This window comes from Chromobacterium sp. FG89, from assembly GCF_057808735.1.
In genome coordinates this window covers 100,109-124,453 of the sequence record NZ_JBMDIQ010000013.1, presented here as the reverse complement: position 1 = coordinate 124,453, position 24,345 = coordinate 100,109, and the positions used below count along the sequence as shown (strand labels likewise).

Sequence of the window (24,345 nt, the reverse complement as noted above, 5' to 3'; positions counted from 1 at the left end):
CTTATGCCGCGGTTGGGCGCTTTTCTCGTGCGTTCGCAGCAAACGTCATCGTTTGGTCGTGGCGCAAACCGGGCAGGATAAGGTAGAGTGAGTGCTTTATTGCTGAAACGACGCGGCGCGCCGCGTCGGAGTTTGAAGAAGGTGTGGGCATGAGGATAGCGCTCGGCATCGAGTATGACGGTCGGGCGTTCGCCGGCTGGCAGACTCAGCCGCATGGCAATACGGTGCAGGACAGATTGAATCAGGCGATCGCGCAGATCGCCGGCGTGGAGGCCGTCGGCACGCTGGCCGCGGGCAGGACCGACGCCGGCGTGCATGCGGCCATGCAAGTGGTGCATTTCGACAGCCCGGCCGAGCGGCCGCTGAACGCCTGGGTGCGCGGCGTCAACGCCTTGCTGCCGGCTGAGGTGGCGGTGGTGTGGGCGCGGGAGGTGTCGGCGGATTTTCACGCGCGTTTTTCGGCGTTTTCCCGCAGTTACAGCTATTTTCTGCTGACCAGCCCGGTGCGGCCCTGTCTGCTGGCCGGCAAGATGGGCTGGTTTCATCAGGCGCTGGACGTGGCGGCGATGCGAGAGGCGGCGGCGCATCTGTTGGGGCGGCATGATTTTTCCAGTTTCCGCGCCTCGGAGTGCCAGGCCAAATCGCCGCTCAAGGATTTGCAGCGGCTGGACATCAGCGAGCAAGACGGCCTGATCCGCTTCGATCTGCTGGCGGACGCCTTCCTGCATCATATGGTGCGCAATATCGTCGGCGCGCTGGTCTACGTGGGCAAGGGCGCTTTGCGCGCGGATGAGATGGCGGGCTTGCTGGCCGCGCGCGACCGTACCTTCGCGCCGCCCACCTTCATGCCGGACGGTTTGTACCTGACCGGCGTGGGTTATCCGGAAACATACGATTTGCCGTCGCAGGCGGACGCCGCGCGGCTGGCTTTGTGGAGATGAGAGTGGGCGGCACGACCCGAATCAAAATTTGCGGCATTACCCGGCCGGAAGACGGCGTCGAGGCCGCGCGGCTGGGCGCCGACGCCATCGGCCTGGTGTTCTACGCCAAGAGCCCGCGCCATGTCGACCTCGAGCAGGCGCGCGCGGTGATCGCGGCGCTGCCGCCCTTCGTCAGCGTGGTGGCCTTGTTTGTCAATCCGGAGCCGGAGTACGTGCGCGAAGTGCTGGCCGCCTGCGCGATCGACATCTTGCAGTTCCACGGCGAGGAAGACGCCGCCTTCTGCCGCTCTTTCCAGCGGCCTTATCTGAAAGCGGTGCGGGTGAAGCCGGGCGTGGACCTGGCCGAGATCGCCGCCGCCTACCCGGACGCGCGCGCGGTGCTGAGCGACGCCTTCGTCGAAGGCGCGCACGGCGGCACCGGCGCCACCTTCGACTGGAGCTTGCTGCCGGAGGCCTTGCCTCTGCCGCTGATCCTGTCCGGAGGCCTGGACGAACACAATGTGGTGGCGGCGGTGGCGCAGGTGCGCCCGGCCGCGGTCGACGTCTCCAGCGGTGTGGAGGCGTCCAAGGGAATCAAAGATGCCGCCAGAATGGCGGCGTTCATATCAGGAGTTAGACATGGATCGTTATGACCTGCCGGACGCCCAGGGCCATTTTGGCCCGCATGGCGGCGTCTATGTCGCCGAAACTTTGATGGCGGCGCTGGACGAGCTGAAGAACGAGTACGCTCGCGTCAAGGCCGACCCGTCGTTCTGGGAAGAATTCCGCCACGAGCTCAAGCACTACGTCGGCCGGCCCAGCCCGGTCTACCACGCCAAGCGCTGGTCCGAGCAACTGGGCGGCGCGCAGATCTATCTTAAGCGCGAAGACCTGAACCATACCGGTGCGCACAAGATCAACAACGCCATCGGCCAGGCGCTGCTGGCGCGGCGCATGGGCAAGAAGCGGGTGATCGCCGAAACCGGCGCCGGCCAGCACGGCGTGGCCTCCGCCACCGTGGCGGCGCGCTACGGCATGGAGTGCGTGGTGTATATGGGCGCGGAGGACATCAAGCGCCAATCGCCCAATGTGTTCCGCATGAAGCTGCTGGGCGCCACCGTGGTGCCGGTGGAGTCCGGTTCCAAGACGCTGAAGGACGCCTTGAACGAGGCGATGCGAGACTGGGTGACCAATATCGACAGCACCTTCTACATCCTGGGCACCGCGGCCGGTCCGCATCCCTATCCGATGCTGGTGCGCGATTTCGTGTCGGTGATCGGCGAGGAGGCCAAGGTGCAGATGCCGGAAGTGATCGGCCGCCAGCCGGATGTGGTGGTGGCTTGCGTAGGCGGCGGCTCCAACGCCATCGGCATGTTCTACCCGTATATCGGCGTGGACGGCGTGCGCATGGTGGGCGTAGAGGCCGGCGGTCTGGGCCTGGATTCCGGCAAGCACGCGGCGCCGATTTCCGGCGGCGCGCCCCTGGGCGTGCTGCACGGCGCCAAGAGCTATCTGATGCAGGACGAGAACGGCCAGGTGGTGGAAACCCATTCGGTGTCCGCCGGCCTGGATTATCCGGGCGTGGGGCCGGAGCACAGCTATCTGAAGGACATCGGCCGCGCCGACTACGTGGCGATCAACGACGATGAGGCTTTGCGCGCCTTCCACGACTGTTGTCACTTCGAGGGCATCATCCCGGCGCTGGAATCCAGCCACGCGCTGGCCTGGGCCGTCAAGGAAGCGCCGAAGATGGGCAAGGACCAGGTGATTCTGGTCAATCTGTCCGGCCGCGGCGACAAGGACATCAACACTGTGGCCGGTCTTGCCGGCATCACTCTGTAAGGAGGCGCTATGTCACGTATCGCCAAATGTTTTGAAGCGCTGGCCGGCGGCAAGGCGCTGATCCCTTTCATCACCGCCGGCGACCCGTCGCCGCAGCTGACCGTGCAACTGATGCACGGCCTGGTGGAGGGCGGCGCCGACATCATCGAACTGGGGGTGCCGTTTTCCGATCCGATGGCCGACGGCCCGGTGATCCAGCGCGCCTCCGAGCGCGCTCTGGTCCACAAAGTGGGTTTGCGCCAGGTGCTGGAGCTGGTGGCGGCGTTCCGCCGCGACAACGATCACACCCCGGTGGTGCTGATGGGTTATCTGAATCCGGTGTTCGCCATGGGCTATCAGGACTTCGCCGCGGCGGCCAAGGCCGCCGGCGTCGACGGGGTGCTGACCGTGGACAGCCCGCCGGAGGAATCCGCCGATCTGTCGGCGGCCTTGACCGCCAACGGCCTGGATCCGGTATTCCTGATCGCGCCCACCACGCCGCCGCAACGTGTGGCGGAAATCGCCAAACTGGCGCGCGGATACGTCTATTATGTGTCTCTGAAGGGGGTGACCGGCGCCGGGCATCTGGACATTGACGACGTAGCGCGTAAAATTGCTGCCCTTAGAGAATATTTGACCGTACCGATAGGCGTCGGCTTTGGCATTCGCGACGGTGCGACAGCCAAGGCGATCTCCGCCGCCGCAGACGCGGTGGTGGTGGGCAGCCGTTTGGTGCAGGAAATTGAGGCGGCGACACCCGAAACCGCCAAAGAGCGGTTAACCCGTCTGGTGGCCGAACTGAAGGCCGCCATCCGATAGAACACTGCGGGGGCTCAGCCCCCGTTTTACTGTGCCCGCCGTTTGGCGGCGGGCACAAGAATCAAGGAGTCAGCATGAGCTGGTTGAATAAGCTCCTGCCGCCGAAGATCAAGCGCGACAACCGCGCCGACAAACCTTCCGCGGTACCGGAGGGGCTTTGGAGCAAGTGCCCGGAATGCGAAGCCGTGTTGTATTACACCGATCTGGAGAGCAATCTGCAGGTGTGTCCCAAGTGTAATCACCACCATCCGCTGACCGCGCGCGAACGTCTGAACCTGCTGCTGGATGAAGAAGGCCGTCGCGAGTTGGGCGAAGAGGTCAAGCCGGTGGATATCCTGAAGTTCAAGGACAGCAAGAAATATCCGGACCGCCTGACCGCCGCCAAGAGCGACACCGGCGAGGACGACGCGCTGGTGGTGATGCAGGGCAGCATCGAATCGATGCCGGTGGTGGTGGCCGCGTTTGAATTCAAATTCATCGGCGGTTCCATGGGCTCGGTGGTGGGCGAGCGCTTCGTGCGCGGCGTGCGCGCCGCGGTGGAGGCCAAGGCGCCCTTCATCTGCGTGGCCGCTTCCGGCGGCGCGCGGATGCAGGAAGGCTTGAACTCGCTGATGCAGATGGCCAAGACCAGCGCGGCCTTGCAGCTGCTGACCGACGCCAAGCTGCCCTTCATCTCGATCCTGACCGACCCGACCATGGGCGGCGTGTCCGCCTCCTTCGCCTTCCTGGGCGACGTGGTGCTGGCCGAACCCAAGGCGCGCATCGGCTTCGCCGGCGCGCGGGTGATCGAGCAAACCGTGCGCGAAACCTTGCCGGAAGGCTTTCAGCGCGCCGAGTTCCTGCTGAGCAAGGGCGCGGTGGACATGGTGGTGGACCGCCGCGAGCTGAAGCGCAAGCTGGCGGAGCTGTCCACGCTGCTGATGAAGGAGCCGGCTCCGGTCTGATCCGCGCAGCCAAGCCGCATTGAAAAGCCGCCAGAGATGGCGGCTTTTTTATTTGGCGCGGCAGGTTTGCACCGCGCGATTGAATTGCGTCAGGAACTGCGGCGATTCGCGGGCGAGAAAGGCTTTGCCGAAGTAGACGCCGAAGGGCAGGCTTTGCGCCAGTTCGCTGCGCAGCTGCTCCTGCACGCCCATCTTGGCGATCAGCGCGTCCACCACGTAGGCGTTGCCGAGAATGGCGTCGACGCGGCGGCTCAGAAGCATCTTGACCAGCTGTTCGCTATTGGGCGGGGTGGAGGTGAGCTGGTAACCGTGTTCGCGCAGCCAGTCGTCCATATTGGAGCCGTTGAAGGCGGCGGTGCGGCCCTGGCGCTTGAAGTCGCTGCCGGACGGGGATTGCGGATTGTCCTTCAGCAGATACCAGCGCCGCTCGTAAGGCAGGATGGGGGCGGACAACACCGCGTAGCCGTCGCGCTCCGCGGACGGCGTGGCGGTGAAGAAGGCGTCGGCCTGCTGGTGCTGCACCTGCCATTGCGCGCGCGGCCACGGCAGGAAGGCGATGGAGTAGGGGCGTTGCAGTTGTTTGAGCGCGCATTGCACCACTTGCACCGCCAGGCCGTCGGCGCTGCCGTCCTCCTTGCGGAAGGAAAGCGGAGCTTGCTGATGGGTGTTGAGCCGGATGGGGGGCTCGGCGGCGGCGGCGCCGGCGAGCAGCAGGCCGGCAAGCAGGACGCGTCGGATGGGCGACGGGCATGCGTGGCGGCGGGGAAGGCGTTGCGCGGCCTTGCGTAAAAAATGGGCGGCAGTCATTTGTTTTTTGCAATCATGGAGTTGCCGGTCTTATCCACATGCTGTCACCAGATTTGCCCATTGGCAAGGTGGGAAAGTTCCCCGGATTTGCCTTTTTTATAAGCGTAAGAGGCAAGTGGCTAATTGCAAAAGTTTTTTTGGCGTCCGGCCGGGGTTATCCACACAGTTATCCGGCGATTGCTGTGGAAAACCCGGGCCGCCGCCGCCTTCATTCCGCTTGTTCCAAGGCCTCCAGTTCGGTCTGGGCGTCCAGCCAGGCTTCCTCCACTTCGGCCAGACGGGTCGCCACCTCGCCCTGGCGGCGCACCGCGTCGGCCAGCCGTTGCCGGTTGGCGTCCTCGTAGGCGTCGGCGGAGGCCATGAAGCCGTCCAGTTCGGCTTTCGCCGCGCTGAGCTGGTCCAGTTCCTTTTCCAGCTTGTTCAGCTTGTTCTGCAGCGGTTTGCGCAGCAGGGACAGCCGTTGTCGCGCTTCCGCTTCCTGGCGTTTCTGTTCCTTGCGGTTCAGGCCTTGGGCGTCTCCGGAGGAGGGCTTGCCGGCGTCGGCCAGCAGGGTCAGCCGCCATTGGCGGTAATCTTCCAGATCGCCGTCGAAGGGTTGAACCTTGCCGTGGCTGACCAGCCAGAAAATATCGGTGGTGGCCTCCAGCAGGCTGCGGTCGTGGGACACCACGATCAGCGCGCCGCTGAAATCCTGCAAGGCCATGGTCAGCGCGTGGCGCATTTCCAGGTCCAGGTGGTTGGTGGGTTCGTCCAGCAGCAGCAGATTGGGTTTTTGCCAGACTATCATCGCCAGCGCCAGCCGCGCTTTCTCGCCGCCGGACATCGGGCCCACCGGATCGGTGGCGGCGTCGCCGCGGAAGTTGAAGCCGCCCAGGAAGCTGCGCAACTCCAGTTCGCGCGTGGTGGGCGCCAGTCTTTGCATATGCTGCAGCGGCGTTTCGTCTTCGCGCAGGGTCTCCAGCGTGTGCTGGGCGAAATAGCCTATCTTCAGCGTCTGCGCGTTGACGACTTCGCCGCGCAGCGGCGCGAGGTCGCCGGACAGCAGCTTGACCAGGGTGGATTTGCCGGCGCCGTTGACGCCGAGCAGGCCGATGCGCGCGCCGGCCTCCACCGATAGATTCAATCCGCTAAGAATGGCGGTGGAGCCGTAGCCGACGTCGGCCTGTTCCAGCTTCAGCAGCGGATTGGGCAGGTTGTCCGGGCTGTCGAAGTGGAAGTCGAACGGCGAAGCCACGTGGGCCGGCGCGATGCGCTCCAGCTTTTCCAGCGCCTTGACCCGGCTTTGCGCCTGGCGCGCCTTGGACGCCTTGGCCTTGAAGCGGTTGACGAAGGATTCCAGGTGGGCGATCTGGCGCTGCTGCTTTTCGTATTCGCCTTGCTGGCGCGCCAGTTTTTCCGCGCGCATCACTTCGAACTGGCTGTAGTTGCCGGTGTACAGCGTCAGTTCCTGGTTGGCGACTTCGACGATGTGGTCGCAGACGCTGTCCAGGAAGTCGCGGTCGTGGGAAATCATCAGCAGGGTGCCGGGATAGCCTTGCAGCCAGTCTTCCAGCCACAGCACGGTTTCCAGGTCCAGGTGGTTGGTGGGTTCGTCCAGCAGCAGCAGGTCTGAGCGGCACATCAGCGCCTGGGCCAGGTTGAGGCGCATGCGCCAGCCGCCGGAGAAGCTGGCCACCGGCCGTTGCTGGGCGTCCACGTCGAAGCCCAGGCCGGTCAGCAGCTTGCCGGCGCGCGCCGGCGCGGCGTAGGCGTCGATGCGCGCCAGTTCGCCGTGCAGATGGCCGATGGCGTTGCCGTCGTGCCGCTCTTCGGCGTCCCGCAGCCCCTGTTCCAGCTGGCGCAGCTCATGGTCGCCGTCCAGCACGTAGTCCAGCGCCGAGCGTTCCAGCGCCGGCGTTTCCTGCGCCACATGGGCGATGGTCCAGTGCGGCGGCAGCAACGCGTCGCCGCTGTCGGCGTGCAGTTCGCCCATCAAGAGCGCGAACAGGCTGGATTTGCCGGCGCCGTTGGCGCCGGTGAGGCCGGTCTTGTAGCCGGGGTTGAGCGTCAGGTTGGCGCCTAGCAGCAATTCTTTCAGGCCGCGGCGCAGATTGAGGTTTTTGAGTTGAATCATAGGAGTCCGAACGGCCGCGCCGGCGTTCGCGGCCGGCGCGGCGCATGGGTGTGGGTCAGGCCGGGGGTAGCGCGCTGAGATCCCAGCGCGGCTTGATCGAGTAACTGCCGGGGGCTTGGGCGTGTTTCAGCCGCATCGCGCCGGCGAAGGCGATCATCGCGCCGTTGTCGGTGCACAGCGCCAGCGGCGGGTAGAAGACTTCGAAGCGGCGCCGGCGCGCGGCCTCGTCCAGCGCGGCGCGCAGCTGCTTGTTGGCGCCGACGCCGCCGGCCACCACCAGCCGCTTCATGCCGCACTGCTTGAGCGCGGCCAGCGATTTCTTGGTCAGCACTTCGACGATGGCTTCCTGGAAGGCGCGGCAGATGTCCTTGCGCGTTTGCTCGTCGATGTGGCCGTCGTCGTCCGCCACCTGCTTGCTCAGCGTCAGCACCGCGGTTTTCAGGCCGGAAAAGCTCATGTCGAGATCGCCGGAGTTCAGCATCGGCCGCGGCAGGGTGAAGCGGGCCGGATCGCCTTCCTCGGCCAGCCGCGACAGCAGCGGGCCGCCGGGATAGGGCAGGCCCAGCAGTTTGGCGGTCTTGTCGAAGGCCTCGCCGGCGGCGTCGTCCAGGGTTTCGCCCAGGATTTGGTAGTCGCCTACGCCGCGCACCGCCATCAGCTGCGTGTGGCCGCCGGAAACCAGCAGGGCCAGGAAGGGGAACTCGGGCTTGGGCTCGGCCAGCAGAGGAGACAGCAGATGGCCTTCCAGATGATGGACGCCCAGCACCGGGATGTTCAGGCCGAAGGCCAGCGCGTTGGCCACGCTGGCGCCCACCAGCAACGCGCCGCCTAGGCCGGGGCCCTGGGTGTAGGCGATGGCGTCGAGGTCGGCCAGGGTCTTGCCGGCCTCGGCCAGGCAGGCCTCGGTCAGCGGGATGGCGCGGCGGATGTGGTCGCGGCTGGCCAGCTCGGGGACCACGCCGCCGTATTCGGCGTGCATGGCCATCTGAGTGTGCAGTTGGTGGGCCAGCAGGCCGCCGTCTGTGTCGTACAAAGCGACTCCGGTTTCGTCGCAGGAAGATTCAATACCTAGTACCAGCATGTTTGGGCGCAGCTCGGATATAGCGGGACAATCTTTCTATTTTACCGGTGAATCTTTGTTCGCCCAAATCCGGATGTTAGGCTAGGCCGTTTCGGAATTCCTACTATGAGGAGAGGCGGGGATGAAAGCCAGGTTGAAGTGGGTGGACGGCGTGTGTTTTCTGGGCGAAAGCGGCAGCGGTCACGCGGTGGTGATGGACGGCGCGCCGGAGGGCGGCGGCAGGAATCTGGGGCCGCGGCCCATGGAGTTGTTGCTCTTGGGCACCGCCGGCTGCACCAGCTACGATGTGATCACCATTCTGAAGAAATCGCGGCAGCAGGTCAGCGATTGCTGGGTGGAGATCGAGGCCGAGCGCGCCGAGGAGGAGCCCAAGGTGTTCACCCGCATTCATTTCCACTTTGTGGTGAGCGGGCGCGAACTGAAGGCGGACGCGGTGGAGCGGGCGATCAGGCTGTCGGCGGAGAAATACTGTTCCGCCTCCATCATGCTGGGCAAAACCGCCGACATCAGCCACGATTTCGAACTGCGCGACGCCTGAGGGCGTGGCCGACGGCGGGCGGGCCGGCCAGCAGTTCCGCCGCCAGGTTCAGCGCCGCGTCGCAGTCCGGGCGGTGGCGCAGCGGATAGCCCCAGAATTTTTCGAAGCGCGGCGCGAACTCGTCCAGATAGCGCTGTTGGTCGGTCAGAGGAGCGATCACGATGGTGCCCCGGATCAGCTGGCGGATTTGCAGCCGGTTGTCCTTGACCCACAGCGCCGCCATCTTGCGGATGATGCGCGCGTGCAGGTCCAGCTCGGTGGGGGCCGGTTCCTTGGCGATGAAGACGAAGGGGCGTTGCTGGAGCAGCAGCTGGTCCAGCGTGGCGAAGATGTCGGTGGGCTGCTGTCCATCCGGGCGGCGGCGATCCAGCCAGACGATGGGAAAGTCTTGAGCGTGGAATTGCATGGCTTTTTTGTAAATGAGAATCAATATCATTGTATCGATAAAAACCCGCTTTGTCATCTCGTCGCGGCCGCGCTGCGGCCTTGAGATTCGCGCCGGCGGTCCCCATCTCCCCCAAAGCCGGCCGCGGGCGCAAAGCTTGGGTTGCCGGGCGTAAGCCGATACAATAGGCGGTTTTGCGCGGCCGCCGAACCCGGGGCCGCCATCGACGAAAAAGGCGCAGGGATGACTACCATCGTGGCGGTAAGAAAGGGCGATCAGATTGCGATCGCCGCAGACAGCCAGACCACTTTTGGCGACGACCAGAAGCTGCTGGCCGGCTATGATTGTTTCCACAACAAGATTTTCCAGCACGGGGACAGCTATCTGGCCATCTCCGGCTCGGCCGCGCATGACCTGGTGCTGCAAGGCGCGCTGAAGGAGTTGAAGAAAAAAGACTTGAGCAGCCGCCAGGGCATTTTCGAAACCTTCCGCAAGCTGCATCCCAAGCTGAAGGACGGTTTCTACCTGCGTCCCGAGGAGGACGAGGAAGATCCGTACGAATCCAGCCAGATGATGGTGGTGATCGCCAACCGTCACGGTATTTTCGGGGTTTACCCCATGCGCGAGATCTATGAGTTTTCCCGCATCTGGGCGATAGGCTCCGGCCGCAAGTTCGCGATGGGCGCGATGTACGCGGTGTACGACCAGGCGCTGAGTGCGCGCGAAATCGCCGAAATCGGCGTGCGCGCCGGCTGCGAATTCGACGTCAGCTCTTCGATGCCGATGACGGTCTATACCGTAGAGCTGGCGGCGGACAAGGAAAAGAAAGACACAGCATGAGCACACAAGACAGATTGCAACGATTTTTGTTTGACGGCGCGCCGGTGCGCGGTGCCTTGGTGCGCCTGGACGGCGCCTGGCAGCAGGTGCTGGCCCGCCGCAGCTACCCGCCGGCCATGAAGAAGATCGTCGGCGAAATGATGGCGGCGGCCGAGCTGATGGCCGCCAACCTCAAGTTCGACGGCGCGCTGATCCTGCAGCTTCACGGCGCCGGCGCCCTGAAGCTGGCGGTGGTGGAGTGCAATAACGACCGCACCATCCGCGCCACCGCCAAGTGGGACGACGGCATTGCCGACGACGCTTCCATCCAGTCCTTGCTGGGCGGGCACGGGCGTTTTGTGGTGACGCTGGAGCCGCGCGTGGACAAGGCGCAAACCTGGCAGGGCATCGTGGCGCTGGAGGGCGACAGCATAGGCGAGATGCTGGAGAACTACATGCTGCGTTCCGAGCAGTTGGAAACCCGGCTGATCCTGGCCTCCAGCGACGAAACCGCCGCCGGTATGCTGTTGCAGAAACTGCCGGAAGGCCATGGCGATCCGGAAGGCTGGGAGCGCATCCAGATGCTGGGCGCCACGCTGAGGGCGGACGAACTGCTGGGCCTGCCGGCCGAGGACGTCCTGCACCGTCTGTTCCACGAGGAAACGGTGCGGGTGTTCGATCAGGAGACGGTGAGCTTCGCCTGCAATTGCAGCCGCGAACGCGTCGGCGACATGCTGAAGATGTTGGGCGGCCAGGAGGTGGGCGAGGTGTTGCTGGAACAGGGCAGCGTGGAAATCGTCTGCGACTACTGCAACCAGCATTACGTTTACGACGAGGACGACGCCAACCGTCTGTTTGATTACGACGTGATCGCCGCCGCGCGCGAGGCCAGGCATTGACGCCTGTCCCTTTGGCTGGGCAACAAACTTTATCGAAGCCGCTTGCGCGGCTTTTTTTACGCCCTTTTTTCGGTGAAAAACAGGGTAAAAATACCAATGTTGTAATTATGGTTTAAATTGGGTGTTTTATTTTAAACTGAATTCTCATGACGATGGCTATTCTATATGATTTGAAATGCGCATCTGAATATTGATGCGACATTATTAATGTCTTGGATAGCGTCATGATAAAAACAGCTTCGCTCAGCGGCGTGCGCGCACTGAGTCTTTCCGTGATGGCGGCCGCCTTATTGGCCGGTTGCGTCAGCGATTCCGAAAAAACAGCGGTCAGCCAGCCGGCGCCGCAGGCCAATCTTCCTCAGGCCGGCCACTCCTCGCATTCTCCGGCTTTGTCGGAGAAACCGTCTTATCCGCACGGCCTGCCGCCCGGCGCGCCGGCCGACGGCGCCGGTCCCGGCGCCAAGCCGCAAGGTCCGATGCAGCAGACCGGCGCGCGCCGCGCCAAGGAGGCCGCGGCCGGGCCGCAGTACGCCGCCTGCGAGGAAGCCAAGCTGGGCCAGTTGTCCGGCGCGGCGCTGGCGCGCTATGTCGCCAGCGTGCAGGGCACGTGCATGAACCGCCTGTTCCAGGCGGACGCCTTCAGCTACCGAGTGGTGTCGCCGGCGAATATGCGGGAAGTGGCGGCCGAGGCCCGCGCCCGCGCGCAAAGCTGGGACGGCAAGAGCGCCAACGGCTTGTGGCCGCTGGCGGTGTTCCTGAAAGCCGGCTACTTCACCCAGTACAGCCACGCCGCGGAAGTGGGCGATTACGGCCGTCCGGTGGACGAGCCGGTGATGCAGGCGGTGAGCGCGCTGGCGGAAAACCCGGCGCTGTGGAGCGAGCCGGTGCGCGACGGCAGCGGCGACCACGACGCCTGGTATCTGGCGACCGATCTGCGTCAGTCGGTGGCGGAAACCATGATTCTGGCGGATTCGGTGCGCAAGCAGGAATACGCGCTGCCGCTGCTGCAGCGCTTCTTCGGCCGCTACAACGCCGCGGCTAAGAACAACTGGGCGCGCATCGCGCTGCATCCGATGCAGACCACCCTGTTCAATATGCATTACACCGAGGGCTTCGCCGACAAGGCGGGCGCCGGTCAACTGGACGCGTTGGCGACCAGCCTGGCAGGGCTGACCCGCGCCGGACAGCCGGCCTTCGCCGACGAACAGATGTATCTGAACACCGTGCGCGAAACCGGCCGTTTCATGCAATACCCGCGCACCGCCAAACTGGCGGAAGACGCGGTGGCCGGCCTGCTGGGCGGCGAGAAGTTCGGCGCTTCGTGGGCGGAAGCGGTGTACGCCTTGAAGAAACTGGGCAAGGTGCCGTGCGAGCGCTACGGCATCTGCCAGGCGGAACAGGAGCTGAAAACGCATCTGTTCCCGCATAGCTGGAGCTTCGACAACGGCAATCTGGTGTTCGAAACCCCGCTGGCGCTGGCCGAAGTGGAGCCGCTGTACTACGCGATGAAGCAGGTGCAGGCGCAATTGGGCCGGGTCAGCGGCATCAGCCAGCCGGTGAACGGCGACACCAACGCCAAATTGCGCATGGTGATCTACGGCAGCAAGACCGCCTACCAGCGCTTCCAGGGCCTGCTCAATGAGTTGTCCACCGACAACGGCGGCATTTACATCGAAAAGGACGGCACCTTCTACACCTTCCAGCGCGAAGTGCCGCGCGAGAGCTATCTGAGCCTGGAAGAACTGGTGCGCCACGAGTACGTGCACTATCTGTCCGGCCGCTTCATCCAGCCGGGCATGTGGGGCAGCTCGGACTTCTACCGCGACGACCGCCGCATGGCCTGGTACGACGAGGGCTTCGCCGAATTCATGGCCTGGAGCACGTCGCGCGACGGCATCAAGGTACGCGGCCACGTGGTGGACGTGGTGGCCAACGGCTGGCCGCAAAGCTATCTGGAACCGTCCCGCATCATGCGTTCCAGCTATAGCGACGGTTGGGACTTCTACAGCCATTCCGCCTTGTGGTTCTACTACCTGAACCAGCAACAGCCGGGCCGCATCGCCGAGATCCTGGCCTCGCTGCGCGCCGACGACGTCAAGCGCTTCGACGCCCTGGTGGCGGAAATGGGCCGCGACGCCGGTCTGGTGCAGGGCTTCCACGATTATGTGGGCCGCCAGGTGGAGGCGCAGCGCGCCGGTCAACTGGGCAATACCTCGACCGAGCGGGGCGTGGACTGGCTGAAACAGGCGGAGTGGCAGGCCGGCGAGATCGGCGCGATCGAGGGCGCGATGCGCCGTCATCTGCCGGTGGCGTGCCGCGTCTGGGCCGACGGCGAACGCAGCGCTCTGCGCCGCTTCGAATGCGACGGCGTCTTGCCCTTGCGTTCCGGCACCGCCACCATGGCGCGCCAGGAGCTGGACAAGACCCTGGACTCCGCCCTGCAGAACCTGCTGCGCGGCAGCGGCATCAACAATATGATGGCGCTCAACTGCGCGGCCACCGACTACGACTTCAAGGCCAAGCGCGCGGCGCTGCGCTGCGAAGGCCCGTTGGGTCCGGCCGCGTCGCAGCCGTCGCAGCCGGGCGGCGGCGACGCCCAGCTGGGTTTGGCCAAGCTCAGCTATTCCAGCCCGGTGCGCTGCCTGCGCGGCCAGCTGCAAGGCGTGGGCGAGCCGGACGGCTATAGCTTGGTGAGCGGTCCCAAGCTGGGCCGCGCTGTCATGGCCGACCACGGCGCCTTCAACTACCGCCGCGATCAGGACCAGCCGGGCGTGGCCGACCAGATCACCGTGCGCGTGCGCAAGGGCGCGCAAACGCGGGATGTGGTGGTGCAGTTGCTGGCGACGCCGGTGAATATGTCGGACGAGGCGTGCTGGGCCCGCGCCGGTTGAGGCCTGTCTGAGGCATGAATGAAAAGAGCCGGGAGATTCCCGGCTCTTTTTGTTTTAGAGCGCTTGAACCTGGCCCAGGTCCGGCCGCTCCAGCCACGCCATGAAGGCGTCGCCCAGCCTTTGGCTCTCGGCGGTGGCCTGGCGCCAGACCTGCTGGCGCTGCGCGTCCCGGCCCAGGTAGCGGTGGAAGTCGTTGCGGTCCGGTAGTTTGCCGCCGGGCAGATGCGCCAAGTAGTCGCGCGACGGCGCGATCAGCACAGTGTTGGCGTGGTGGGCCGGATTGGGCCGGCGCCAGGGCAGGAATTTGTCGAACCAGCCGGGCACGATGCGCTCGGTGAAATGAGGGTAGAGCACGATGTCGTCGCCCTGGGCGAAGGGGAAATCCAGGTGGTAGTCGGTCAGGCCGCCGTCGCGATAAGTGGCCGCCGGCGCGCCCGGCAACTGTACGCCGTTGAGCACGCCGGGAATGGCGATGGTGCCCATCAGCGCGGCGTCCAGATTGTCCGCTCCCAGCGGTTGGCACAGCGTAGGGATGTCGTCCGCGGGCTTGAAGCGCAAGTCGCTGCGCGGGTCGTGGCAGATCACCCGGCTGAAGGCGTGGCGCAGCAGGCCGCGGGACACGGCGTTGAGCGCGGCGCTCAGCGCCAGGCCGCCCAGCAGCGCCGCGCGCGCCTCGCTGGCGAGCAGGCCGTGGGAACGCACCAGCAACAGGCTAAGCTGATAGTGAGGGTGATCGATCAGCGCGCCGCGCGCCTCGGGCGGCAGCAGCTCGTCCAGCATCAGGCGGGTCTGGCGGGTGATGTCGGCCACGCCGATCTTGGCCGCGTAGGTTTCAGCGGTGTAGCGCTCCGCCAGCTGGGCCAGCGCCTGACGAGGTTCGGCCTGCATCGCGCAGGCGAAGCGCCAGCCGCCGATGGAGGCGCCGACCAGCTCGCGCCGGCGCGGGCTGCGGTTCAGCCATTCGAACACCGCCTGGTCCAGGCCGGTGATGCCTATCGCCTTGGGGCCGCCGGCGGCGCCGGGCAGGGTGGCCACGCTGGCGGCGGGCAGGCCCTGGCGTGCCAGCAGCTTGCGGGCGTGCGCGCCGGCCTTGATCACGAGAGGCGGGTAGGGAATATGAATGGCGGGCATGGTGTTTTATTCTGGGCTGGGGTTGGCCAGCGCGGGGCGGTTTTTGGTATCCTGCTGGGTTTCGATATTCATTCGCATCGGGCGGCGCGGCCGCCTTCAGGAGCACTGTCATGATACCCGTAAGCCAACTGGCCGACTATCTGCGCGAGCAGAGCCTGGATCTGGATCGCACCGAGCTGCAGATCGCGGTGCTGACCCTGTCCGCGGTGTTGAACGCGGACAAGCCGGCTGCGCGGCAGGATTTGTACCGCTATCGGGTGCCCAAATTGAGCGAGGACGGCAGTTGCTCCTTGTTCGAGGAACTGGCCGACGAGCCTTACGACCTGGCGCCGCTGTTCGGCGGCGAAAGTCCGGAGGCGACGGCGGCGCTGCGCAATCTGCTGGCGCTGGTGGAGTCGGTGAACCTCAAGGTGGGCGCGGACTGGCTGGGCGTGTATCGCAAGATAGGCAAGGGCCAGCAGGCCAAGCTGGTCAAGCTGGCTTATCAGGGCGTGCCCAGCCGCGCGGAGTTTCCTTTGACCGAGGCCTTCGCCGAGTACAGCAACAACAGCCGGGTGGGCCTGACCGGCTGGGCGGTGCTGATCGAGGACGTCAAAGCCTGGCGCGCCGAGGGCGGCGGCTATTACGAGTGCGACCCCAAGGTGATGAGCGAGGTTTGCCTGCCGGTGCTGGGTCAGGACGACAATGTGCTGGGCATTCTGGACGCCGAGGCGTCCAGCGCCGGTTTCTTCACGCCGGAGCGGCTGGTGTGGCTGGCCGCGTTGGCCATTGTGCTGGCCGAGCCTTTCGCCACCTTGCCGCTGGCGCTTGAAAATCCGGAAGCCGACCACAGTTAATAAAGATTATCGCGCGCGGATTCAGGCGCGTTCATCAGGTTTAGCGGAGAAACAATGTCATTGCCTGCTGTCGAGCTCAGCGCTGATGAGCCGAGGATGGAGTACATCGCCAGTTGCAAGCTGCCCACCCCCTGGGGTGAGTTCACCATGCATGGTTTTGAGGAAGTGGGGGGGCGCGAGCACGTCGCGCTGACCCTGGGCACGATAGACGACGGCGAGCCGGTGCTGTCGCGCCTGCATTCGGAGTGTCTGACCGGCGACGCGCTGTTTTCGCTGCGCTGCGACTGCGGCTTCCAACTGGAGGCAGCCTTGTCCGCCATCGCCGCCGAAGGCCGCGGCGCCTTGCTGTATCTGCGTCAGGAAGGCCGCGGCATCGGCCTGATCAACAAGATCCGCGCCTACCAGCTGCAGGACGGCGGTGCGGATACCGTGGAAGCCAACGAGCGGCTGGGCTTTCCCGCCGACATGCGCGACTTCCGCATCGCCCGCCACATGCTGGACCAGCTGGGCGTGTCGCGGGTGCGGGTGATGACCAATAATCCGCGCAAGATCGAAACCCTGCGCAATGCCGGCATCGACGTGGTGGAACGGGTGCCGCTGGAAGTGGGACGCAATCCGCACAACGACCGTTATCTGGACACCAAGGCCAGCAAGTTGGGCCATATGTTGTTCAAGTGAGCGGCTGCGCCGGAACGGCGCAGTCGGGGGGATGTGCGAACGGGAGCCGACAGGCTCCCGTTTTTCATGCCAGCGCCGCGCAGAGCGCTGTCCAGCGGGCGGATAGCTCGTCCGCCGCCAACGCGGCGGGAAAGGCCAGCCGGCGGCGCGCGGCGGCGGTCTCGTAATCGATGCCGTGGCAGTCTGCCCCCAGCAAGCGGATGCCGGCGGGCAAGGCGGCGCTCTGCGTCAGCAGCTCAGCCTCTTGTTCCGGCTCCAGCGTCGGGCCGTCCAGCCACTGCTCGGCCTCCAGCCAGCCCATGCGGCCGAAGCCTTCGATATAGCGCAGCCGTTGCGGCCGCAGCCGGTAGAAGGCGAAGTCCAGCTGCAGCCAGTCTTCGGCCTCCGGCTGGTAGCGCAGATGGCGCGCCAGTTCCAGCGGCGTGGGTTGGAAGGCTTCCATATCGCCCAGCAGGGTCAGGCGCGCGCCGCTCTGGCTGGACGCCGCCGCCGGGTCCAGCAAGGCCACGCTGCAGCGCGGATCGGCTTGCAGGTTCTTGCTGTGCTCGGCCAGCGCGCTGAGGCAGAGCGTGGGGCGGTGGCGCAGGTCGGGCACGCAGGGTATCGGCGTGGCGTAGGGATAGCCGGCCAGTTGAGTGCTGTGGGTGGCCAGGCTGGCGTGGACGCAGCGGTGCAGCAGATGGACGGCGGCTGAGGGCGGGATTTTCATGTTTGGTTTCCGGCGCGAGGTGGGCCCATCTTAGCCGGCGCCGCCGCCGGGCGCAAAAAAGCCCCGGAGGACCGGGGCTCAAGGCGAGAGAGCGCTGCTTTAAAAACCGGGGGTCCGCGCGATGAAGGCGTTCAGATTGGCGATGTTCAGGCTGCCCCAGCCGGTGGTGTAGTCCCAGCCCTTGGCGGCGCTGTAAGCGCCGTTGCTGCCGCTGGTGACGTCGTGGTACAGCGCGGGGTTGGCCTTAAAGTATTTGTAGATCGACGGTGCCGGCGAGTGGATGTTGTTGCCGTTGGCCGACTCTATCCGCGCCCAGAAGCCGGTGAACAAGGGCGCCGCCAGACTGGTGCCGCCGATCTGCGAGGTGCCGCCGTTGACCAGGACCAGCGCGCCGCTATTGGGGTCGGCGTCGAAGGAGACGTCGGGCACGCCGCGCTTGGTCTTGGAAATGGTCAGCACGCCGGCGCTGCTTTGCCAGGCCGGAGCGTTCTCGGTGTAGCTGGGGCCGCCGCCGCCGCCGTTCCAGGTGCTTTCCGACAGATACGCGGTCTTGCCGCTGGTGGACAGGGTGGTGCCGCCCACCGCGATCACGTACGGCGACACCGCCGGGTAGCTCTGGCGCGCGGTGCGGCCGCCGCACTCGTAGGAGCCGGAGTCGCCGGTGGACACCGAGAAGGTCTGGCCCTGGGCCACCGCCGCCTGGAAGATCTGGTCGGCGCTGGCGGTCATGCCGTCGCTCTGGGCGCTGGTCTCGCATTCGCCCAGCGAAACGTTGACCACCTTGGCCGTGCCGTCGCTGACTGCGGCGTTGAAGGCGGCGGTGATGTCGGCGTTGGTCATCGACGGCGCCACGTAGAAGTTCATCTGCTGCACCGCGCCGCCGGCGGCGGCGAGGATGTCCTGGCTGTCCAGGTTCCATTCCTCGGTGCCGGAGGTGTCGCTGCTGGGTGTGCCGCTATTAATCACCGAGGTGGCCACCGCGCCGTAGCCTGCGCCGCTGGCGAAGTCCTGCAGATCGCTCAGCGTCTGGCTCAGGTCGCCTTCGGCGATGATGCCGACGGTGGTGTTGCTGGCCGGCGGCAGGCTGTTCGCGTTGTAGATGGACGGGAAGTCGGTGGGAGCGTGGCCGCTGACGCTGGTCGTCTTGAAGGCCTGCGGCGTCGGATGGCGCAGCGCGGTGTGGAATTGATGCACGTTCTGCAGGCCGTGCACCGCCAGCACGATGTCGGCCAGCGCGCCGGGCACCTGGGCGTTGGCGACATTGGCGAAGGCCTGGCGGCCATTGATGTCGTAGCGGTGCAGCGAGGTCTGGAAGCCGGCCTTGACCGTGGCGGCGCTGCCGTCGGCGGTGATCAGCAGCCGGTTGGGCGCCACCTTGATGTTGCGGAAGCCGCTGGCCTGCAAGTGTTTGACCACGGTTTGCGTCTGGGCCTCGGTGGGGGAGAACTGGCTCAGAAACTCGGCCTTGCTCAGGTAGCGCTTGCTGCGGCCTTGAAGGATGTCCTGGGTCAGCGCGTCCAGCTGCGCCTTGTTGCGCACTTTCAGCGCCACCGCGACGTGGACGCTCTGGCCGGCGGCGACTTCGCCGCTGTCTTGCGCCTGCGGGGTCAGCGTCTGTACCGGGTGAGCCAGGGTGTTGGTGGATTGCCAGTTGAGGTTTGCTGCTTGCGCCGCGATGCTGAAGAAAGCGGCGGACACCAGTGCGGCCGTGTATTGCTTGGCAAACATTCACTTCTCCTCTGAAGAAGTACCGCGCGGGCCTGCGCTTGGGCAGGGCCCTTGGACCGGGCTTGTAGTCGCTCGACGGCGCGCCTTTGGTCCAGGTTGGTTGCCCTTGGTGCGGAAGGGCTGCTCCCGATGGGGAACGCTGAATGTGTAATCCCAAATCTCAATCGATGACAAGTAAATTATTGATCAGCGTCAAATCTGTATGCAAAACGCAAAAAAATGACAATAGCAATGCTTTTTTCTGATTGATCTAATGAGTATGCCTGATGGTTTGCGGCTTGCGTTTTGGGTCTATTCAAGACCTGGCGCGCAAGATAGGGGTCAGCGGGGAAGCGCTTTGCTCATGAGCGGCATGAGTATTTCGAAGAGTCGCCGCCATGGTCGCAAACGCTTTGTCTGGCGCCTGCCCGCCTGGCGTTAAACGGGCGCTTACAACCGCAGCGCGGCCAGCAAGGCGTTTTCCAGCGCCAGCACGGTTTTGTCGTCGCTAAGACCGGGGCCGGAGATCAGGAAGGAGTCCTCGGCGCGGCTGCCCAAGGTCATGATCTTGGCGGATTGCACATTCATCCGGTAGTCGGACAGCACCTTGGCGATGCGGGCCAGCAGGCCGGGGCGGTCGCCGGCGACGATGGACAGCACGTAGAAGCTGGCCTTGTCGTCCGGGCGGATCAGGATTTGCGGCGTGATCGGGAAGTGTTTGAGGTGGCGGCTGATGCGGCCGGAGGCGGGCAAGCTCAGTTCGCCCTCCTGGCGCAGGCATTCGGCCAGTTCGAACTCGATGAAATTGATCATGTCGCGGTAATCGCCGTCATGATGCTCGGGCACGAAGACGTGGAAGGTGTCCAGCGCGTAGCCGTGGCGGGTGGTGTAGACCTTGGCGTCGGCGATGCTGTAGTGGGTGCGGCCGAAGAAGGCGCAGGCGCGGGCGAACAGTTCCGGCCGGTCCCGGGTGTAGATCAGCACCTGGATGCCCTCGTGGTCGTCGGACAGCCGGGCGCGGACCAGGGGCTGCTCGGCGTGGACGAAGCGGTTGAGCAGGCGCGCGTGCCAGGCGATCTCCTTGGCCTCGTGGCGCAGGAAGTAAACAGTGTCCAGCTCCTGCCACAGCGCGGCCTCCACGCCGCCGGGCACCGCGTGCAAGCGCAGCAGCGCCTGGGCCTGGTGTTTGCGTTCCTCCAGCTCCGAGGCGACGTCCAGCTGGCCGCCGCGCACCAGTTGGCGCATCGCCGCGTGGTAAAGGTCTTCCAGCAGCTTGGCTTTCCACGCGTTCCAGACTTTGGGGCTGGTGCCGCGGATATCGGCCACGGTGAGCAGGTAGAGTGCGGTCAGCCGGCGCGGCGTGCCGACCAGCTCGGCGAAGCGGCGCACGGTTTCCGGGTCGTAGATATCCTGCTTCTGCGCCACGCTGGACATGGTCAGATGTTGGCCCACCAGCCAGGCCACCAGCTCGCCGTCCTCGGCCGGCAAGCCATGCTGGCGGCAAAAGTCCGCCGCGTCCACCGTGCCCAGCGCCGAATGATCGCCGCCGCGGCCTTTGGCGATGTCGTGGAACAAGCCGGCCAGATACAGGGTTTCCGGGCGTTCGAAGTCGTTGATCAGCCGGGACATCAGCGGGTATTCGTGGGTGAAGGCGCTGCTGGCGAAGCGGCGCAGATTGCGCACCACCATCAGAATGTGTTCGTCCACGGTGTAGACGTGGAACAGATCGTGCTGCATCTGGCCGACGATGTGGCCGAAATTGGGCAGGTAGCGGCCCAGCACCCCGTATAGATTCATCCGCCGCAGGCAGCGCGTCAGCCCGTTGGGCTCGCGGAACAGTTGCAGGAACAGCTCGCGGTTGCGCGGGTTGTTGCGGAAGCGCTCGTTGATGTGGCTGCGCGCGTGCCACAGCGCGCGCAACATGCGCGGCGCGAAGCCGCTCAGTTCCGGGTTGCGCTGCAGCATCAGAAAAGCTTCCAGGATGGCGGACGGGTATTTTTCGAACACGTCCGGCTGGCGGATGCCCAGCATGCCGTTGACCGAGTAGAAGCGTTCGTTCAGGTTCTGAGTGACGCGCGGCACTTGCGAATAAATCCGGCCGCGCAGATTGGGCAGCAGGATGCCGTTGAGCTGGTTGACGGTCTTGGCGGCGCGGTAATACAGCTGCATCGCCTGTTCGCTGGCGCGTTTGGCCGGCGTGTCCTGCAGGCCCAGCGCCTGGCCCAGCTGTTGTTGCAGATCGAAGATCAGCCTGTCCTCGCGCCGGCGCGCCAGCAAGTGCAGTTCGATGCGCAGGCCCAGCAATTGGCGTTCGCTGTGCTTGATCAGACGCGCTTCGGCCAGGGTCAGGATGCCGCGGCGCACCAGCGCGTCCCAGTTGTCGCCCAGGCCTATGGCCTTGCTGATCCACAGAATGGTGTGCAGATCGCGCAGTCCGCCCGGGCTTTCCTTGATATTGGGTTCCAGATTGTTGCCGACGCCGAAGTGGCGGGTGTGGCGTTGCTGCTGTTCTTGGGTCTTGCCCTCGAAAAAGGCCAGTGGGTCGCGTTGGCGGTCCAGCAGCGCGCTCATGCGCCGCCAGGGCGCGGCGTCGCCGGCGATCAGCCGGTTTTCCAGCAGATTGGTCTCAATGGTGATGTCGCCGCGGGCCTCGGTCAGGCATTCCTCGACGGTGCGCACGCTGTGGCCGATTTCCAGGCCCACGTCCCACAGCAGGCTGATGAAGGCGCCTACGCGTTCGCCCAGCTCCGGCGACGGCGGCTGGTCCAGCAGCACCAGCAGGTCGATGTCGGAATAGGGGAAGAGCTGGCCGCGGCCGTAGCCGCCCACCGCGATCAGGCTGGCGGCGCCGTCCAGGCCGGACTGCGCCCACAGCGCCTGCAGCGCGGCGTCCACGGTCTGGCTGTGCCGTTTCAGATATTCCTGGGGATTGCGCTGCTGCCGGTATTGCTCGGCCAGCGCCTGACGTTTGCCGGCCAGTTCCTGGCGCATGCGGGCGAGGGATTCCGCGGCCGGCGAACTCATGTCAGCGCCTTTCCTGTCTGGCGATGATGGCGACGCCGGCCACCAGGAACAGCAAGGTGGGCAGGGTGGCGGACAGGATGGGGTTCCAGTCGTACAACAGGCCCAGATGGCCGAACAGGCGATTCACGAAGTGAAAGGCGATGCCCAGGCAGATGCCGCCGAACAGACGGATGCCCAACTGGCCGTGGCGGCGCTGCTGCGGAGTGAAGGCCAGGGCCACCAGCGCCATCGAGATGCAGGCCAGCGGATAGAACAGCTTGCTCCACAAGGCGATCTCGTAGCGCTGGGTTTGCTGTTTATTGCTGCGCAAATGCTCAAGATAGGTCAGCAGCGCGCTGGCCGACATCTGTTCCGGCACCACCAGCAGCACGGACAGGATTTCCGGCTCGACGATGGATTTCCAGGACAGCTCGGGGTAATGACGGCTGACGGCCTGGTCCGCGGTCAGCGTGGTTTCGCGCACATTGATCAGCCGCCATTGCTGCTCGTCTTTGGAGAAGGAGCCGCGTTCGGCGTAACGGGTGCGCACCAGGCGGAAATTATCGTCGTAGGTGTAGATGCGCACGCCCAGCAGCGAGGTGTCCGGCAGCATTTCATGGACGTTGATGAAGTTCTGATTGTCCTTGACCCAGATGCCGGAACGGAACTCCTGCGCCACCATGGAGTGGGTGGCGGACAGCTTCAGGCTCTGCGCCTGCTGGCCGGTGCGCGGCGCCACCACCTCGCCCAGCAGCACGGTGAGCAGGGCGAAGCCGAGGCCGAATTTCAACAGCGTGGCGGCGATCTGCGGCAGGGTCACGCCGCTGGTGCGTATCACCGTGTATTCGCTGTTGGTGGCCAGCTGGGTCATCGCCACCATGCCGCCGATCAAGACCGCCAGCGGCATCAGTTCATAGGCGTGGCCGGGCATCAGCAGCGCGACATAGCCCAGCATCTTGCCCAGGGTGTAAGTGCCCTTGCCCAGATTGGGCACCTCGGCCAGCAGGTCGAAGAAGCCGTACAGGCCCAGCAGGGCCAGCAGGGTGAACAAGGTCGCCTGGCTCAGGGTGGCGACGATGTAGCGATGAATCAGTTTCATGACGGGATCAGGATTTCCGGAACAGCAGGGACAAGGCCTGGCCGATGGGACGGGCCGGGCGGTTGCGGTAGCTCAAGAGCGCCAGCGCCAGCGCCAGCATGGCCAGATGCACCAGAAGCACCAGCCAGACGCCGGCCTTGCCCTGGGCCACCCAGTTGCGGGCCACGGTCAGTCCGTTCTGATAAACGAAGAAAACCAGCAGCGACAGCAAGAGATTGTAGGTCTGGCCGCTGCGCGGGTTGAAATAGGACATCGGAATCGCCAGCAGCGCCAGGATCACGCAGCTGATCGGCATGGACAGCCGCCAGGCCAGCTCGGCGCGGTAGTCGGCGGAGTCCTGGCTCAGCAGCTGGGCGGTGGGAATGGCCTGGCGATTGCCGGACGGGCCCGGCATCTGCTGGCTTTCGCCGATGCCGGCGGTGTAGCGCTGGAATTCCGCCACCTCGTAGTTGGCGCTGCCGGGTTCGCCGACGTAGCGTTGGCCGTGTTCCAGCACCACCACGCGCTCGCCGTCCGGCTTAGTGGTAATAAAACCGGATTTGGCGAAAATCGTCGCCACTTTGCCGTCGGTGATTTCCTGCATGAAAATATTGGTGGCCGCGCCGTGCTCGCCGGAGTAGTTCTCGATGAAATACACCTTGTTGGACGAGGCCGATTCCTTGAACACGCCGGGAGAGATCGCGGAAACCTCCTCGCGGCGTTTGATCTGTTCTGCATAGTCCTGGCTGCGCTGGTCGGCCCAGGGGCCGATGAACAGGGTGACGCCGGCGATCAGCACCGTCAGCGGCAGGGTGAAGCGCATCACCGGCCAGACCCAATTGCTCAGAGACAGGCCGGAACTGAGCCAGACCACCATCTCGTGATCGCGCCAAATACGGGTCAACACCACTAAAATGGTGGCGAAAACCGTCAAAATCATCAATACCGGGAAAAAGCCCAGCGTAGTGAAGCCAAGCACCGCGGCAACGGCCTCGTTGGCCATCTGTCCTTCGGCCGCGCGGCCCAGCAGATTGACTGCCTGAGTGGAAACGATAATCGCCAGGAGCACGATGAAAACGCCTAAAGCGCTCAAAGTCAGCTCGCGAGTCAGGCTTTTTTGAAAAACCATTTATTCAGTGCCTTTTTGACTTTTCATGAAAAGCATT

21 protein-coding genes are annotated in these 24,345 nt (G+C 64.9%); 11 read left to right on the top strand and 10 right to left on the bottom strand.

Annotated elements, in window-relative coordinates; translation table 11 throughout:
- Positions 1–149 precede the first annotated feature (149 nt).
- From truA to accD, 5 genes are all read left to right on the top strand, one after another.
- Positions 150–941: a tRNA pseudouridine(38-40) synthase TruA gene (gene truA, locus ACODRW_RS14535; RefSeq protein ID WP_107798735.1), complete on the top strand. Its 792-nt coding sequence runs from the start codon at positions 150–152 to the stop codon at positions 939–941.
- 2 nt (positions 942–943) lie between these two features.
- Positions 944–1,573: a phosphoribosylanthranilate isomerase gene (locus ACODRW_RS14530; protein WP_488906042.1), complete on the top strand. Its 630-nt coding sequence runs from the start codon at positions 944–946 to the stop codon at positions 1,571–1,573.
- Entirely contained in the window at positions 1,560–2,762 is a 1,203-nt protein-coding gene (gene trpB / locus ACODRW_RS14525) for a tryptophan synthase subunit beta (RefSeq protein ID WP_107798737.1), read from the top strand. The genes ACODRW_RS14530 and trpB overlap by 14 nt, the downstream gene beginning before the upstream one ends.
- A 9-nt stretch (positions 2,763–2,771) precedes the next feature.
- Positions 2,772–3,560 (top strand): tryptophan synthase subunit alpha, encoded by a 789-nt coding sequence (gene trpA, locus ACODRW_RS14520; RefSeq protein ID WP_107798738.1) that lies wholly within the window; start codon positions 2,772–2,774, stop codon positions 3,558–3,560.
- Between the two features lie 74 nt (positions 3,561–3,634).
- Positions 3,635–4,504 (top strand): acetyl-CoA carboxylase, carboxyltransferase subunit beta, encoded by an 870-nt coding sequence (gene accD / locus ACODRW_RS14515; RefSeq protein WP_107798739.1) that lies wholly within the window; start codon positions 3,635–3,637, stop codon positions 4,502–4,504.
- A 48-nt stretch (positions 4,505–4,552) separates the two neighbouring features.
- On the opposite strand, the gene ACODRW_RS14510 is transcribed toward accD, so the two are convergent.
- From ACODRW_RS14510 to tsaD, 3 genes are all read right to left on the bottom strand, one after another.
- Positions 4,553–5,311: a substrate-binding periplasmic protein gene (locus ACODRW_RS14510; RefSeq protein ID WP_107798740.1), complete on the bottom strand. Its 759-nt coding sequence runs from the start codon at positions 5,309–5,311 to the stop codon at positions 4,553–4,555.
- Between the two features lie 208 nt (positions 5,312–5,519).
- Positions 5,520–7,424: an ATP-binding cassette domain-containing protein gene (locus ACODRW_RS14505; protein ID WP_488906041.1), complete on the bottom strand. Its 1,905-nt coding sequence runs from the start codon at positions 7,422–7,424 to the stop codon at positions 5,520–5,522.
- Between the two features lie 55 nt (positions 7,425–7,479).
- Positions 7,480–8,505 carry a tRNA (adenosine(37)-N6)-threonylcarbamoyltransferase complex transferase subunit TsaD gene (gene tsaD, locus ACODRW_RS14500; protein WP_488906040.1) on the bottom strand — a complete coding sequence of 342 codons (1,026 nt, stop codon included), beginning with the start codon at positions 8,503–8,505 and terminating at the stop codon, positions 7,480–7,482.
- Positions 8,506–8,626: 121 nt separating this feature from the next.
- On the opposite strand from tsaD, the gene ACODRW_RS14495 reads away from it, so the two are divergent.
- The gene (locus tag ACODRW_RS14495) at positions 8,627–9,043 is read left to right on the top strand and encodes an OsmC family protein (RefSeq protein WP_107798743.1); all 417 of its coding nucleotides are present in this window, start codon (positions 8,627–8,629) and stop codon (positions 9,041–9,043) included.
- Here the strand turns inward: ACODRW_RS14495 and ACODRW_RS14490 are convergent.
- Positions 9,012–9,449, bottom strand: coding sequence for a hypothetical protein (locus tag ACODRW_RS14490; RefSeq protein WP_146176588.1), 438 nt, complete (start codon positions 9,447–9,449; stop codon positions 9,012–9,014). The two genes, ACODRW_RS14495 and ACODRW_RS14490, sit on opposite strands and share 32 nt — an antisense overlap.
- A 222-nt stretch (positions 9,450–9,671) precedes the next feature.
- Here ACODRW_RS14490 and ACODRW_RS14485 point away from each other — a divergent pair, with 222 nt between their 5' ends.
- From ACODRW_RS14485 to ACODRW_RS14475, 3 genes are all read left to right on the top strand, one after another.
- Complete coding sequence (locus tag ACODRW_RS14485) at positions 9,672–10,268, top strand: Ntn hydrolase family protein (RefSeq protein ID WP_107798745.1); 597 nt, start codon at positions 9,672–9,674, stop codon at positions 10,266–10,268.
- Positions 10,265–11,146, top strand: coding sequence for an Hsp33 family molecular chaperone HslO (hslO, locus tag ACODRW_RS14480; RefSeq protein ID WP_107798746.1), 882 nt, complete (start codon positions 10,265–10,267; stop codon positions 11,144–11,146). Before ACODRW_RS14485 ends, hslO begins: the two co-directional genes overlap by 4 nt.
- 224 nt (positions 11,147–11,370) lie before the next feature.
- Positions 11,371–14,037, top strand: coding sequence for a collagenase (locus ACODRW_RS14475; RefSeq protein WP_488906039.1), 2,667 nt, complete (start codon positions 11,371–11,373; stop codon positions 14,035–14,037).
- Between the two features lie 54 nt (positions 14,038–14,091).
- Here ACODRW_RS14475 and ACODRW_RS14470 read toward each other — a convergent pair whose 3' ends face one another.
- The gene (locus ACODRW_RS14470; protein ID WP_488906038.1) at positions 14,092–15,168 is read right to left on the bottom strand and encodes a hypothetical protein; all 1,077 of its coding nucleotides are present in this window, start codon (positions 15,166–15,168) and stop codon (positions 14,092–14,094) included.
- 110 nt (positions 15,169–15,278) lie between these two features.
- Here ACODRW_RS14470 and ACODRW_RS14465 point away from each other — a divergent pair, with 110 nt between their 5' ends.
- Together ACODRW_RS14465 and ribA are read left to right on the top strand one after the other, a co-directional pair.
- Positions 15,279–16,004 carry a GAF domain-containing protein gene (locus ACODRW_RS14465; protein WP_488906037.1) on the top strand — a complete coding sequence of 242 codons (726 nt, stop codon included), beginning with the start codon at positions 15,279–15,281 and terminating at the stop codon, positions 16,002–16,004.
- A gap of 96 nt (positions 16,005–16,100) precedes the next feature.
- Positions 16,101–16,682, top strand: coding sequence for a GTP cyclohydrolase II (gene ribA / locus ACODRW_RS14460; RefSeq protein WP_107798750.1), 582 nt, complete (start codon positions 16,101–16,103; stop codon positions 16,680–16,682).
- A gap of 64 nt (positions 16,683–16,746) precedes the next feature.
- Here ribA and ACODRW_RS14455 read toward each other — a convergent pair whose 3' ends face one another.
- The 5 genes from ACODRW_RS14455 to lptF form a co-directional block, all read right to left on the bottom strand.
- Entirely contained in the window at positions 16,747–17,391 is a 645-nt protein-coding gene (locus tag ACODRW_RS14455) for a HugZ family pyridoxamine 5'-phosphate oxidase (protein WP_488906036.1), read from the bottom strand.
- A gap of 99 nt (positions 17,392–17,490) precedes the next feature.
- Complete coding sequence (locus ACODRW_RS14450; RefSeq protein WP_488906035.1) at positions 17,491–19,119, bottom strand: S53 family peptidase; 1,629 nt, start codon at positions 19,117–19,119, stop codon at positions 17,491–17,493.
- Between the two features lie 429 nt (positions 19,120–19,548).
- Positions 19,549–22,122, bottom strand: a complete 2,574-nt coding sequence (locus tag ACODRW_RS14445; RefSeq protein WP_227103596.1) for a [protein-PII] uridylyltransferase — start codon at positions 22,120–22,122, stop codon at positions 19,549–19,551.
- Position 22,123: 1 nt separating this feature from the next.
- Complete coding sequence (gene lptG / locus ACODRW_RS14440; RefSeq protein ID WP_227103594.1) at positions 22,124–23,200, bottom strand: LPS export ABC transporter permease LptG; 1,077 nt, start codon at positions 23,198–23,200, stop codon at positions 22,124–22,126.
- 7 nt (positions 23,201–23,207) lie between these two features.
- Positions 23,208–24,308 carry an LPS export ABC transporter permease LptF gene (gene lptF, locus ACODRW_RS14435; RefSeq protein WP_488906034.1) on the bottom strand — a complete coding sequence of 367 codons (1,101 nt, stop codon included), beginning with the start codon at positions 24,306–24,308 and terminating at the stop codon, positions 23,208–23,210.
- Positions 24,309–24,345 lie beyond the last annotated feature (37 nt).